We start from the raw sequence: 14,180 nt of genomic DNA, 5'->3' as shown, positions 1-14,180 counted from the left end.
GCGCGACGGCCGCCACCAGACTATCCCATTCCGGGGCAGGATGGAACGGCCGGCGACGACCGCGCGTCAACTGTGCGGTTCGTGGCGCTAGTACCAGTAGTCCCCGCACACGTTGACCCACTGCCATCCGTAAGGCGTCCGTGCCCTGCGCCAGCAGCCGTCGTAGTAATCAGCATACAGGTAAGGCACGCCGACGTCGAAGAAGGCGAAGTGGCGGAAGCGATGACGGAAGAAGCCGCGATGATGGAAGAAATGCGAGCCGCGGAATCCGGCGCCGGCAAACCGCGGTCCAGGTGCAAATGCCGCACGGGTCATCGGTGCACCCGCAAAACGCGGACCGCCAAAGCCCGGGCCACCGAAACGAGCGCCACCGAAACGGGCGCCGCCGAAATGCGTGCCACCCGTGCCGGCAAAGGCCATTCCGCCGCCGCGCATGCCGCCGGCGAAACCTCCTCCATGCATTCCGCCAGCAAAACCGCCGCCGTGCATTCCGCCGCCGCCGAAGCCGCCAGCAAAACCGCCGCCACGGCCACCGCCGAAGCCACCACCACCGAAGCCGCCGCCATGACCGCCGCCGCCACCACCGAAGCCGCCACCGTGACCGCCACCGCCGCCGCCACCGAAGCCACCGCCTCCGCCGCGGGCAAGGACAGGCGGCGCAAGCGCGACCGCCGCGGCGAACGTCGCCGCCACGAGACCAGTGAAGAGCTTGTGCTTCATCGAAAGATCCTTCCTCGTTGGGCTGCGGCGAAGGACCTTCGCCGCAGGAAGAGGAGGATCAGGAGACGCAAACCGGCGGCCTCCTTCAACTTACAAATGCGCCAGATTCTGACGCCGGAGTTAGTTTCGGCGAGACGCCTTGCGTTCCGTTGGGCAGCCTTCGAGTCCAGATCACGCTTTACGAAGCGTAGCCTCGCCAATAGCCGCCTTAAGTCCAGGTTCGGACATCGGAGCTGACCTTCCATACGTCCGCCTTGGGCCAAAACCTGACGTTCGACCCGGCGGCAAGTACGTGGGCAGGCTCGGTCTCCTGCCAAGGAGTCTATCGATTGATCAGCCAAAGGACCACGCTCAGGACGATGCTGATGATGAGCGACGTCATGAGCGGAAAGTAGAACGAAAAATTCGGCCGTTGGATCACGATGTCACCGGGCAACCGCCCCAGACCCAGCCTGCCGATCAAAGGCCAGCAGATTCCAGTCACGACCAGGACAATTCCGAGGACAATAAGCGTGCGCGACATCTTGCGCTCTCCCTATACCTCGCATCCGTGCCTCGATTACAGCACGAAAAGCACGAGCATCTTCGTTCGGCGCATGTAGGCGCGAACGTCTCGCCGAATTGCTGACACATGAACTCCTCCTCGCGCTGCGCGCTGTAGATGAGATAAGAGGCGAAAAAGACAAGCCAAAGTGCGGGAATGATCCAGTCGATGATCGTCATGCCTTGATACGCTCGCGAGCGGAAGATGGTTTCGCGGTCAAATCAGCAAAACGATCACTCGATAGCAGACCCATGCACTTCAACCACCAGAAAGCAGGCCCTTCCCCGAGTGTGGGTCAGCATTAATGTGCCAAAAGTGCAACGATCCAAAAGCCAATCCCGGCCAGTCCCGCTGTTAGGGCGACCCCGAATAGCCAACGCTGCCGGCTGAGAATGGTCACACTCGCAACGCTGATTGCGATCTGAAACAGCGCCAGCGACAAGAACAGATTCTGACGCGGCTCGCGCAGCGCAGCGCTCTTGGCATCTGCAGCTTCAACTTGCTTCTCCAGTGCCGTGGCCTTGGATTGCAGCTCCTCCTTTTGTTGCGCATACTTTGCAAGTTTCTCGTCGTAACCGGGGTGAGCCTCAGTTGGCGTCAACTGCTTCGCCAACTCCATCAGGTGGGACTTGGCGCTGACCGCCTGGTAATATGCCCATTGATTAGCTGCATCCGCTTTCTTCAGCACCGCTTCATTCTTGTAAAGGATCGCGTCGTTGGCAACGTGACTTGCCTCGTGTCCCACAATGCCACCCATCGTGGCCACGACCGCTGTGAAGATCGCAACCCATTTTTCCAATCCATATTCGCTCCCAAGCTGATGAGGAATGCGTATCTCTTCGCTCATTGGAGGCTGATCCTCAAACTCGCCTTCTGCCCGCACTCACCGAGCGGACAATGACACCGAGATTTCGAGATGTCGGTAGGGAAACCGAGTTCCCGGCCTTTCCGTTCCGCGCGGCTCGACGCGGGTCACCGCGTTTACTCGCTAGGTGCTGCACCGATCGAGATTGACGCCGGAGGCGTTCGCCAGGCTTCATGACCCTGCCAAATCGCCAAACCGCCAGGTCTGCTTGGGGTCCAAAAGGCGTCGTTACGAGGTCGTCAAGATATGTCCGCTTTCACCGCGAAGGCGGACACCCCTCGTTCTATGAGCACACCCCTCAGGTCGGCTTGCCGCGCCCGCTCTTCTCGGCGGCGCGGCGCAGGGCGTCGGCGAGCGCACCACCGCCGGACTGTTCCTGCGGCCGGCGCGGCGCCGATGACGACGTCTTGCCCGAGCCACGCGAAAAATCGCGCGACGGCCCGCCGGGGTCCTTCTTCGGTCCGATCTCGTCGTCGAGACGCAGCGTCAGCGCGATGCGCTTGCGTGCGACCTCGACGTCCAGCACCTTCACCTTGACGATATCGCCCGGCTTCACCACCTCGCGCGGGTCCTTGATGAAGGACCTCGACATCGCCGAGATGTGCACGAGGCCGTCCTGGTGCACGCCGATATCGACGAAGGCGCCGAACGCCGCAACGTTGGTCACCGTGCCCTCGAGGATCATGCCCTTCTTGAGGTCCTTGACCTCCTCGACGCCTTCCTTGAACACCGCCGCCTTGAACGCCGGACGCGGATCGCGGCCGGGCTTTTCCAGTTCCCGCAGGATGTCGGTGACGGTCGGAAGACCAAACGTGTCGTCGACGAAGGCCTGCGGCTTGAGCTGGCGCACGACGTCGGCGTTGCCGATCAGCGCCTTGATGTCGCTCTTGGTTGCTTCCAGGATGCGCCGGACCACCGGATAGGATTCCGGATGCACGCCCGACGTATCGAGCGGGTCCTCGCCATTGTTGATGCGCAGGAAGCCCGCGCATTGCTCGAACGCCTTCGGCCCGAGCCGCGGCACGTCCTTCAGCGCCTTGCGGGACTTGAACGGGCCGTTGGCGTCGCGGTGCTGCACGATGCTCTGCGCCAGCCCCTGCCCGATCCCCGACACGCGCGCGAGCAGCGGCACGGAGGCGGTGTTGGCATCGACGCCGACCGCGTTCACGCAGTCTTCCACCACGGCATCGAGCGAGCGCGCCAGCTTGGCCTCGCCGAGATCGTGCTGATACTGGCCGACGCCGATCGCCTTCGGATCGATCTTGACGAGCTCGGCCAGCGGATCCTGCAGGCGGCGCGCGATCGAGACCGCGCCGCGCATGGTGACGTCGAGCTCCGGCAATTCCTGCGAGGCGAAGGCCGACGCCGAGTAGACCGAGGCGCCGGCCTCGGAGACGACGATCTTGGTCATCTTGCGCTCCGGCAGCCGCTTCACCAGCTCGGTCGCGAGCTTGTCGGTCTCGCGCGAGGCGGTGCCGTTGCCGATCGCAATCAACTCGACGCCATGCTCGATCGCGAGCTTGCCGAGAATGGCGAGCGCCTCGTCCCAGCGCCGCTGCGGCTCGTGTGGGAAGATCGCGGTCGTCGCCAGCACCTTGCCGGTGGCATCGACCACCGCGACCTTGACGCCGGTGCGATAGCCGGGATCGAGCCCCATGGTGGCGCGTGCGCCGGCCGGCGCCGCCAGCAGCAGGTCGCGCAGATTGGAGGCGAACACGCGCACCGCCTCGGTCTCGGCCGCGGTCCACAGCCGCATGCGCAGATCGATGTTGAGATGGATCTGGATCTTGGTGCGCCACGCCCAGCGCACGGTCTCCGCCAGCCACTTGTCGCCCTTGCGACCCTGGTTGGAGACGCCGAAGCGGTGCATGATCTTCAATTCGTAGGCGCTGGGCACGCCGGCCGCGGGGGCCTGCGCCTCCGGCTTGATCTGCAGGTCGAGGATCTCTTCCTTCTCGCCGCGGAACAGCGCCAGGATGCGGTGCGACGGCAGCTTCGGCAGCGGCTCGCTGAAGTCGAAATAGTCCTTGAACTTCTCGCCCTCGGTCTTCTTGCCGTCGCGCACGGTGGAGGCCATCACGCCGTTCGACCACATCTCCTCGCGGAGCGCGCCGATCAAATCGGCATCCTCGGCAAAGCGCTCGACCAGGATCGCGCGCGCACCTTCGAGCGCGGCGGCAACGTCGGCCACCTGCTTCTCGGCATCGACGAACGGTGCGGCGGTCTCGTTCGGGTCGCTCTCGGGGTGCGCCAGCAGCAGGTCGGCGAGCGGCTCGAGCCCGGCCTCCTTGGCGATCTCCGCCTTGGTGCGGCGCTTCGGCTTGTACGGCAGGTAGATATCCTCGAGCCGGCCCTTGCTGTCGGCGGCCATGATTTGGGCTTCGAGGGCGGCATCGAGCTTGCCCTGCTCGCGAATCGAATTGAGCACCGCGGTGCGGCGCTCCTCGAGCTCGCGCAGATAAGTCAGGCGCTCCTCCAGCGTGCGCAGCTGCGCATCGTCAAGCGCGCCGGTCAGCTCCTTGCGGTATCGCGCGATGAACGGCACCGTGGCGCCACCGTCGAGCAGCGTCACCGCCGCCTCGACCTGCTCGTCGCGAACCCCCAGCTCCTGCGCAATCTGATGATGAATTTTGGCCACGCTCGTCTCTCTGAACCCGTGACGCCGACGGACGTCCGACGGCGCGGAGGCCGCTTATGGACCATCCCGGATTGATTCAGCAAGGCGCGCTGTGGATCAAATTTGGCGTCCCGCCGCGCGTTATGTCCGGGATGTGTGTCTTCCGCGACTTGACAAATAGATGCGCGCCGCATTGCCGCCGTAGATCGCGGCCTTCTCATCCGCCGACAGATCGGCCAACAGGGACTCGCTGGCCGCGAACCAGCTCGCATAACCGCCAGCCAGATTGACCACCGGCCAGTCGCTGCCCCACAACATCCGCCGCGGCCCGAAGCAGCCAAGGACGTGGTCGACCGCCTCGCGCAGGTCGTCAACTTTCCAGTTCGGCGCCGCCTCCGTGACCAGGCCCGAGAGCTTGCAGACCACATTGGCGCGCGCGGCGAGCCGCGTGACATCGTTCTTCCAGCCCGCGATCTCGCCGCTGGCAAGCTGCGGCTTGCCGAAATGGTCGAGCACGAATTGCAGGTCGGGATGACGGTCGACCACCTGCATCAGCCTCGGCAAATGCCGCGGCAGAACCAGCGCGTCGAACACGAGGTGATGCCGCGCCATGGCTTCGCACTGCGCGGTCAGGGCCGGACGGAGCAGCCAGTCGTCGTCGGCGATGTCCTGCACCATCGGCCGCAGGCCGACGAGCAGCTCGCGCGCCGCGATCGCATCGATCCGCGCCACCGCATCGTCTGCATCGAAGTCGATCCAGCCGACCACGCCGCGCACCAGCTCCGCTCCTTTGGCGATATCCAGCATGAAGGCCGTCTCCGCCTCAGTCGGTGCGGCCTGCACCAGGATCGTGCCCTCGATCCCGGCTGCGGCGAGATGCGGCGCCAGGTCGGCGAGGCCGAAGTCGCGATAGATCGGCGCGAGCTCGGGCGTCAGCCAGCCGTAATCGGCGCGCGCCAGCGTCCAGACGTGGTGATGCGCGTCGATCCGCATCATGCCGGCACCGGCGCGTCGTCGTCGAGCAGATGCTCGGCCTTCAGGTCGCGCCACAGCGCTGATGGCACGGATGTCGACAGCGCGGCGACGTTGCGCTCGACTTCCTGCGGCGTCTGCGCGCCGAGCACGAGGCTGGCGACGGCCGGATGGCCCAATGCGAAATGCAGTGCGGCGGTCGGCAGCGCCACCTGATGGGCGCGGCAGACCCGCTCGATCGCGGCCACCTTCTGCATCACGTCCGGCGACGCGTCCTTGTAATTGTATTTGGCGCCGGCAACGGCGCCGGTGGCCAGAATACCGGAATTGAACACGCCGCCGAGCATCACGCCGATGCCTTGCGTCTGCGCAAGCGGCAGGAATTCGGCGAGCGCCGGCTGCTCGAGCAGCGAATAGCGGCCGGCGAGCAGCATGGTGTCGAACGTGCCGGCCCTGGCGAAGCGCACGCACATCTCGGCCTCGTTGACGCCGATCCCGATGCCCTTGACGACGCGCTCGGACCGCAGTCTGTCGAGCGCGACATAGGCGCCGTCCATCGCCTCACGAAAGCGCTGCTCGATTGCGTCCACGCCGTGCGTCCAGACGTCGACATCGTGGATCAGCAGCAAGTCGATCCGGTCGATGCCGAGCCGCAGCAGCGACTGCTCCACCGAACGCATCGTGCCGTCGTAGGAATAATCCACCGCCGCGCGGTGCGGCTGCCCGCCGACGAAATTCGAGCCGTCGCCGCGCCCGTGGAACGGATCCATCCAGCGCCCGACCTTGGTGCAGACGACGATGTCGTCGCGCGCCACGCGGCGCAGCGCGGTTCCGCTGCGATGCTCGGCGAGGCCGTGCCCATAGAGCGGCGAGGAATCCAGCAGGTTGACACTGAGCGCGAACGCCCGCTCCGCCGCTGCTATCGCCGTGGCATCGTCCAACAGCGCAAACAGGTCGCCGAGCGGCGCGGTTCCGAAACCGAGGATCGAGACGTTGAGCCCGGTCCGCCCGAGCCTGCGGCGCGGCAATGCTGGCGTAGAGTCCGGACGTGAGGATTGATGGTGGTTCATCGCGACGCCTCCCCTGCAGTCTTCTTGCTTGCAGGCAGACTAGCCTCGCAGCCGTGCCGAGCACAAGCCGCAGCGCGGTCGGCACGGCTGCCGTTCCCCACAGCGTGGTGCAGGCGCTCGAAACAAACGCGGGGCTCTGCGCGGCGTCACCACGCATATCTCAGGGCGCCGCCCGGAGAGCGCCTAATGGCTGGAGGGATGCCGGTTCATGTTCTCGAGAGGCTCACGCAAGGCATCGAACTGCTCGCCAAAACCCCTCCAGTCTCCGGACTTCAACCGCTCCATGGCCTGGTTGTAGTGATCGAGCGCCTCCCGCGCCGGGCTCCTCGCCGGACCACCGAGGGACAGATCCTCCGTCGGTCCCGTTTCCGGCCGCGGCGTACCAGGCCCGGTGAACAGCGCCGACAGGGCCTCGCCGAGCGTCTCCTTCATCACCACATGCTCGTCATAGGCTGCGATCACCCGCTTGAGCTCCGGCAGATGTCCCTGCTCGGCGCGCAGATAGAGCGGCGTGACATAAAGGATCGAGTTCTCGATCGGGATCACGAGCAGGTTCGCCCCGCGTATCACCCGCGAGCCCATCTGATTCCACAACGTCAGTTGCTGCGAGATCTCGGTGTTCTGATTGATCCGCGCCTCGATCTGGAACGGCCCGTAGACGAGCTTGTCCTTTGGGAATTCGTAGACGATCAGCTTGCCGTAGTCGGGCGCGTCACAACGCGCGGCAAGCCACGCGATCATGTTGTCGCGGCGGCTCGGCACCATGGGAACCATCAAGAAGAACTCGGCCCGTGGCTCACCCGGCAACCGCATGATGATATAATAAGGGCTCATCACCGACGTCCCGCTACCGCCCGGCTGGCGCGGGAACTGCCAGAGATCCTCGCGGTTGTAGAACACCTCGGCGGCTTCCATGTGGTAGACCTGATAGAGCTGCGCCTGGATCAGGAACAGGTCCTCCGGATAGCGAATGTGCTTCTGCAGATCCGCGGGCATCGCCGCGAACGGCTTGAACAAGTGCGGGAAGATCCGCCCATAGGTTGCGGCAACCGGATCGGCCGGATCCATCAGATAGAAATCGACGGTCCCGTTATAGGCATCGACGGCGATCTTCACCGAATTTCTGATGTAATTGAGATCGAAACCCTGTGCAGCCGGCGTCGACGGAAAATAGGAGCTCGTCGTGTAGGCGTCCTGCATCCAGAACATCCGCCCGCCGCTGATGACCAGATAGGGATCGTGATCGAGTCTCAGGAACGGCGCGATCGTGGCGACCCGCTTCCGGATGTTGCGCCGGATCATGATCCGGCTCTGCGGCGTGATGTAATCTGAGAGCAGCAGGTTCGGATCGTCGAAGTAATAGGCGAACAGCGTTCGCCATCCCATTGACCCGATCGGAATTCCGCCGACGCCATCATACTCCGCATAGACGTTGCCCTTGCCCTTGGGATAGTCAAACTCCGGCGTGCTTGTCTTGACGACGACGTAGTCGTCGCTCTCCTCACTGAAGTAGATGCGCGGCTCGCGGATCTCGGGACCACCGCCCGCCATCGGAGGAATATTCCGCAGGTAGAACAGCGGCAGTCCTTCTGGGCTCTTGCGGGTGACTGGGCTCATCACCGCGCCGTTGCCGTGGGTGAACAGCACGTGATGGTTGACCCATGTCTGTGCGTTCGGCGGCAGCAAGGAGGGCCGCAGCTCGCGGGCCGACAGCATCACGCTCTGGTAGGAGCCGTCGAGCCAGTAGCGGTCAACGTCGAGATCGTGGAATTTGTAGTAGGTGCGGATCTCCTGCAATTGCGCGTAGGTGTCCGACAGGGGCAGCCAGTCCCACAGCCTGATATTATCGATGGTCGCCTTGTTGGCTTCCAGCACCTCAGGGGAGAGCTTCTGTTCGGCGGCAAAGGGCTTGGCTGCGATCTTGTCGAGATTGTAGGCCTGCCGGGTCAGCGCGATGTTGCGGTCGATATAGGGCCTTTCGAGCTGCAACTCGCTCGGTCTGACGAGGAAGTGCCGGAACAGCACAGGGACCGCACCGGTCAGCACGAAGGAACCGGTGACGACAAGAAGGAACGCGGCAGCAGGAAGCCAGTAGGTGCGCATCCGGAGGTTCGCCCATGCGGCGGCCGCCGCGATGATCGAGAACCCGATCAACAGCCAAAGACCCGGCAGCGTGACATGGATATCGGTGTAGCTTGCGCCAACGACGACCCCGTTGTCGCCATAGAGCAGCATATAGCGGTCGAGACCGTAGGACCACGCCTTCACCATGAAGAGAAGACCGAGCAGCGCCGAGCCGTGGGCGATCGCCGCTGAGGACATTGATCGGCGTTGCGCGCTGTACTCGATCTCGCCCTGCACCCAGTAGATCGTGCCGGCGAGCAGCGCGCTCAGAACGAGCGTGAGAATCATCCAGTTCTTGATGAGAATATAGGCGGGCAGCGAGAACAGGTAGAAGCCGAGATCCTTGCCGTAGAGCGGATCTTCCGCGCCGAACGGCACCTGATAGAGAAACCGCAGGAAGACGCTCCAATTGCCGACCTCCGCTGCCGCGACGAGCAGCGCGAGCAAGGCCGCCGCGCCGGCGACGATCGGAGGCCACCGTAGTCGATCGCGCAACGGCGCAAGCGGATCCGGCGGCGCGCTACCTGCGGTCTGCGACATCCACACCGCGGCAAGATGTGCCGACCGCTTGCCGGCAAGGCGCACCGCGAGCCATCCATTCACCCAGAGGATGAGCGAAGTTGCCGTCCAGATCGCAGCAAGGACGACGGCTTGGGCACCGATCGTTATCCAGAAGACCTGCAAATAGCCGATCGACGCAAACCACAGCCAGTCGACCAGGAAGTCGCTCGCGAGCGAGAGCAGGATCAGGCTGCTCACGATGACGATGGCCGCAATGACCAGCCCGACCACGGCATTTTGCCGTGGTGCCTTCCGTCCGGGTCCGGCGATCCCGATCGTCATGGCCTCATCATAGCGGAAAGCCGGGACGCTTGCCGCCAGATTCCTGCGCGGGCCTCAAGCCTCGCCCGATACCGCAGAGCCGGGGCGCGGTTGCCCGTCTCCCATCAGCCACGCTCGGCTGGATCGGCACCCGTCCGATCGCCGTCCAGACTTTGTGGTTGGCGCCAAGGCCGCCGTGCCCGCCGCCCGGCTCAGCGCCGGCGCCGCATGGACTTCACGCGTCGCGCGCCGCCGCGCGGAACGACCATCCGGCGCATGTCAGACGATCATCGTCGATCAGGCATGCTCCTCGGAAATGTCGCAGTTGGTGTAGTCCGGCAGCATCGCCGTCGCGATGATGCTGACGACCGCGCAGAACAGGATATAGGCCGCGATCGCGTAGCCCGTTCCGTACGTTGCCAGCAGTGCGGTCGCGATCAACGGGGCGGGACCGCCTGAGATCACCGAGGAGAGCTGGTAGCCGATCGACGCCCCGCTGTAGCGCAGGCGCGGCGTGAAACATTCGGCGATCAGGGCCGCCTGCGGTCCGTACAGGAGGTCGTGGGGAACGAACGACAGCACGATGGCGATGAAGATCCAGATTGGCACCGTCGTATCCAGCAGCGCGAAGTAGATGAAGCCGTAGATTCCGGTCAGGACCGCGCCGATCAGGTACATCCGCTTGCGTCCGATGACGTCCGAAAAGTGCCCCGCGAGCGGGATCGTCGCCATTGAAACAATGCCGGCGGCGATGAGCGAGGTGAGCAGGAAGTCACGCGGCGTGTGCAACACATTGACCCCGTACGCGAACACGAAGGCAAGGTAGATGTAGGCCGGCGCCTGCTCGGCCATCCGCGCAAGCGCGGCGAGGATGATCGCGCCGGGCTGGCGCTTGATCACTTCGAGGACCGGGACCCGCTCGACGCGATTCTCGGCGACGATGCGCCGGAAGGCAGGGGTCTCGAGAATCCCGAGCCGGATATAGAGCCCGATTGCCACCATCACGATGCTGAGCAGGAAGGGGATACGCCAGCCCCAGACCAGGAACTGGTCGCCGGAGATGCGGCTAAACACCAGAACGGCGATGTTGGCTAGGAGCAGGCCGCCGGGACCACCAAGCTGCGGCCAAGAGGTAATGAAGCCGCGGTGGTTGTTGGTGCGCGCCCATTCCATCGCGAGCAGCACCGAACCTCCCCACTCGCCGCCGACGCCGACACCCTGGATGAAGCGAATGATCGTGAGGATCACGGCGCCCCAGATACCGACTGTCTCGTAGGTCGGGACGAGGCCGACGGCGAAGGTCGCGAGCCCCGTCAGGAGCAAGGTCGCGATCAGCGTTGCCTTGCGGCCGATGCGATCGCCGTAATGGCCGAAGATCATTGCTCCGATCGGGCGTGCGATGAAGCCGACGGTGTAGACGGCAAACGCCTCCAGCACGCCGACCAGGGGATCGGATTTCGGGAAGAACAGCTTGCCGAAGACGAGGCCGGTCACCGTGCTGTAAAGCAGGAAATCGTACCACTCGATCGTCGTCCCCACCGTGCTCGCGATAACGGCACGACGCAGCTGGGTGCGGTGGTCGGTCTCGGACAAGGCATCGGATATCACGTGGATCGTCGTCATAGGGCTCCTCCTCACAGGCCCTTGCTTGACGATTGCTTCACGGATCTTGCGTCGCTATCCCTGATTCCCGTTTCTAATTGCGCGGCGTATGACCACGAAATCGCAAGAAAGGGTTTGACTCCTCGACATTTCGCTGACGGCGATGTCTCGGGGAGATTTGACAGAACAAGCTTGGTCCCGCGGCCCAATGCGAGCAATGCGCACTTAGTAGCAGGACGGTGTGGAGCGGAAGCCTTGCGTCGCTGTCCGACGAGCGCATGCACGCATCACCGGTGAAGGGTGTTGCGATGCAGCGCCCGATGATGGCCGCAGGCATTCCGCCGCCGCATGGCGCCCGCGATTTCGCCCTGCAACAAGAGTACGAGGGCGAGGCTTGCCCCTGCCCGCCCCCGCTAGATCGGATCGAAGGCGCGGATCGGCGGCAGATTGCCGCTGAAGCGCTCCACCTCGACCGTCGTGAGCTGACCGGTGCAGCCTTGCGCGAAGGACGACGTGCCGATGTCGCGCGTCAGCACATTCGGATTGCCGTGAACGCAGAGCGGCGCCTCTTCCTCGGGATCCATCGGGTCGTACCAGGCGCCGGTCGGAAGCTGGACGATCCCGGGGGCGATTGCGTCCGTGACGCGGACCGCCGCAAGGCAGGCGCCGCGCGCATTGAACAGGCGGATGATGTCGCCGTCAGCAATCCCACGAGGATCCGCGTCGCGCGGGTTCATGCGCGCGACCTCGCGGCCGCGATGCTTGGCGTCGGTCGAATGCCCGCCGAAGTCGAGCTGACTGTGCAGGCGCGTCGACGGCTGGTTGGCAATGAGGAAGAGCGGCGCGTCCTGCCGAGGGACATCCGTCTTCTCGAGCCAGACCGGATGCCCTGGACAATCGGCATCGCCGTGGCCGGCGATCTTCGCCGAGAAGATCTCGATACGCCCGCTCGGCGTCGGCAGGGGCCGCTCAACCGGATCCTCGCGGAAGCGGCGCAGCGAACCGCCGTCGTCGAGGTGCTGCCGCACGACCAGGCTGCCGCTTTGCCAGAATTCCTCGAAGCTCGGTGCGGCAAGCCCGCGCGCGGCGAGCGAGGCGCGGGTCGGTTCATAGAGATGCATCAACCATTGCCGCGACGTACGCCCTTCGGTGAAGGCGTCGCGAGCCCCGAGGCGCTCGGCGAGATCGGAGAAAATCTCGTAGTCATCGCGTGCAAGGCCGTAAGGCTCGGCGATCTGGTGCATGGCGACCATCAGCGGATCGTTGCTGGAATAGCCGATGTCCTCGCGCTCGAGCGTCATGGTGCAGGGCAGGACAATGTCGGCGTGCCGGGCCGTCGCGGTCCAGGCGAGCTCGTGCACCACCAGGGTGTCGAGCTGGGCGAAGGCCTTGCGCAGGCGGTTGAGGTCCTGATGATGGTGGAAGGGATTGCCACCGGCCCAGTAGACGAGACGGATGTCGGGATAGGTGCGCGTCTCGCCGTTGTAGCGATAGGTCGTGCCGGGATTGAGCAGCATGTCGGCGATGCGCGCCACCGGTATGAAGTCGGCGACGCCGTTGCGGCCCTGCCCGAGGGTCGGCCCCGGCACCGCGTTCACGCGGCGGCCGTAATAGCCGATCGCACCGAGCGAATAGGCATAGCCGCCGCCTGGCAGACCGATCTGGCCGAGCGCAGCCGCCAGCACCATGCCCATCCACACCGGCTGCTCACCATGCTCGGCGCGCTGCAGCGAATGGGACACGGTGATCAGCGCCCGCCGCCCGGCAAGGCGACGCGCGAGCTTTCGGATAGTGTCGGCGTCGCTGCCGCAAATCGCTGCGGCCCAGGCGGCATCCTTCGGTTGGCCGTCCGCCTCGCCGTTGAGATAGCGCAGGAACACCGGCCAGCCTTCGGTGTAGCGGTCGAGGAAGGCCTGATCGTGCAGGCCCTCGCTGACCAGCGTGTGGACGAGACCGATCATCAGCGCGGCATCGGTGCCCGGCGTGGCGGTCATCCATTCCGCGCCGGCCTCGGCGGGCAGATCGTCGCGCAGCGGGCTGACGAGGATGAACTCGCAGCCGCGCCGGCGCGCCGCTTCCATCGCGCCGCGCTCGACATGCTTGCTGATCGAGCCACCGGCGACCATGGAGTTCTTCAATGCCATCCCGCCGAATGCCAGCACGATCTCGCTCTCGGCGGCGATCTGCTCCCACGTGACGTTGCGCTTGGTGACGTCCTCGTAACCCGACAGGATCTGCGGCAGCAGCACCGAGGACGCGCCGGAGGAATAGGTGTTCACCGAACGCACATAGCCGCCCATCGCGATGTTGAGGAAACGATGAACCTGGCTCTGCGCGTGATGGAAGCGCCCCGCGCTGGACCAGCCATAGGAACCGCCAAAAACTGCGCCGGGGCCGCGCGTGTCGCGGATGCGCTTGAGCTCACAGCCGAGAAGATCCAGCGCCTTCTCCCAGCTCACCGAGACGAATTCGTCGCGGCCGCGGCGGTCGTCGGGTCCGGGACCGCGCTCGAGCCAGCCGCGGCGGATCGCCGGCTGGGCGATGCGAGCACCGTGCCGCAAGGCCGCGGGAAAGTTGTCGATGATGCCGTTCGGGTCGGGATCTCCCTTATACGGCCTGACTTCGAGAAGATTGTTCTCGCGCAGACGCGCCGAGAAGACGCCCCAATGCGACGTATGCGGTTTGAACCCCTCGGAGAGGTCGAGGCCGGGATCGGGGTAGCCAATTGTCTCGTTCATCACGTCGTCCTCAATCGCTGAGCGGGCGGCTTCTGCACGCCACTGTCCCAACTGTATGGGCCAGTTTACTCATCCGCCTTCTCATATCATCAAGTTCAGGTCGGTC

Annotated in this window: 9 protein-coding genes; all 9 read right to left on the bottom strand. The window is 64.7% G+C overall.

From position 1 onward, the window contains the following. Positions 1-87: 87 nt before the first annotated feature. Positions 88-720, bottom strand: a complete 633-nt coding sequence (locus tag MTX23_RS07435; RefSeq protein ID WP_280975968.1) for a hypothetical protein — start codon at positions 718-720, stop codon at positions 88-90. Between the two features lie 322 nt (positions 721-1,042). Continuing rightward, positions 1,043-1,243: a DUF2905 domain-containing protein gene (locus tag MTX23_RS07430; RefSeq protein WP_280975967.1), complete on the bottom strand. Its 201-nt coding sequence runs from the start codon at positions 1,241-1,243 to the stop codon at positions 1,043-1,045. Between the two features lie 322 nt (positions 1,244-1,565). Further along, positions 1,566-2,111 (bottom strand): DUF4337 domain-containing protein, encoded by a 546-nt coding sequence (locus MTX23_RS07425; protein WP_280975966.1) that lies wholly within the window; start codon positions 2,109-2,111, stop codon positions 1,566-1,568. 316 nt (positions 2,112-2,427) lie between these two features. Further along, positions 2,428-4,767, bottom strand: coding sequence for a Tex family protein (locus tag MTX23_RS07420; protein WP_280975965.1), 2,340 nt, complete (start codon positions 4,765-4,767; stop codon positions 2,428-2,430). Positions 4,768-4,887: 120 nt separating this feature from the next. Beyond that, complete coding sequence (locus tag MTX23_RS07415) at positions 4,888-5,742, bottom strand: amidohydrolase family protein (protein ID WP_280975964.1); 855 nt, start codon at positions 5,740-5,742, stop codon at positions 4,888-4,890. Continuing rightward, positions 5,739-6,788, bottom strand: coding sequence for an aldo/keto reductase (locus MTX23_RS07410; protein ID WP_280975963.1), 1,050 nt, complete (start codon positions 6,786-6,788; stop codon positions 5,739-5,741). Before MTX23_RS07410 ends, MTX23_RS07415 begins: the two co-directional genes overlap by 4 nt. 183 nt (positions 6,789-6,971) lie before the next feature. Further along, positions 6,972-9,755, bottom strand: a complete 2,784-nt coding sequence (locus tag MTX23_RS07405) for a UPF0182 family protein (protein WP_280975962.1) — start codon at positions 9,753-9,755, stop codon at positions 6,972-6,974. Positions 9,756-10,031: 276 nt separating this feature from the next. After that, positions 10,032-11,357, bottom strand: coding sequence for an MFS transporter (locus MTX23_RS07400; protein WP_280975961.1), 1,326 nt, complete (start codon positions 11,355-11,357; stop codon positions 10,032-10,034). A 392-nt stretch (positions 11,358-11,749) separates the two neighbouring features. Next, complete coding sequence (locus MTX23_RS07395) at positions 11,750-14,074, bottom strand: molybdopterin guanine dinucleotide-containing S/N-oxide reductase (protein ID WP_280975960.1); 2,325 nt, start codon at positions 14,072-14,074, stop codon at positions 11,750-11,752. Between the last annotated feature and the right edge of the window lie 106 nt (positions 14,075-14,180).

Source organism: Bradyrhizobium sp. ISRA436 (assembly GCF_029910015.1).
Lineage (GTDB): Bacteria > Pseudomonadota > Alphaproteobacteria > Rhizobiales > Xanthobacteraceae > Bradyrhizobium.
This window is presented reverse-complemented; position numbering and strand designations above follow the sequence as displayed.

Bases quoted from the DNA above. Each gene is read 5' to 3' on its own strand.
- MTX23_RS07410 (WP_280975963.1), bottom strand. From the start codon at position 6,788: ATGAACCACCATCAATCCTCACGTCCGGACTCTACGCCAGCATTGCCG.
- MTX23_RS07405 (WP_280975962.1), bottom strand. From the start codon at position 9,755: ATGACGATCGGGATCGCCGGACCCGGACGGAAGGCACCACGGCAAAAT.
- MTX23_RS07400 (WP_280975961.1), bottom strand. From the start codon at position 11,357: ATGACGACGATCCACGTGATATCCGATGCCTTGTCCGAGACCGACCAC.
- MTX23_RS07395 (WP_280975960.1), bottom strand. From the start codon at position 14,074: ATGAACGAGACAATTGGCTACCCCGATCCCGGCCTCGACCTCTCCGAG.
- MTX23_RS07430 (WP_280975967.1), bottom strand. From the start codon at position 1,243: ATGTCGCGCACGCTTATTGTCCTCGGAATTGTCCTGGTCGTGACTGGA.
- MTX23_RS07435 (WP_280975968.1), bottom strand. From the start codon at position 720: ATGAAGCACAAGCTCTTCACTGGTCTCGTGGCGGCGACGTTCGCCGCG.
- MTX23_RS07425 (WP_280975966.1), bottom strand. From the start codon at position 2,111: ATGAGCGAAGAGATACGCATTCCTCATCAGCTTGGGAGCGAATATGGA.
- MTX23_RS07415 (WP_280975964.1), bottom strand. From the start codon at position 5,742: ATGATGCGGATCGACGCGCATCACCACGTCTGGACGCTGGCGCGCGCC.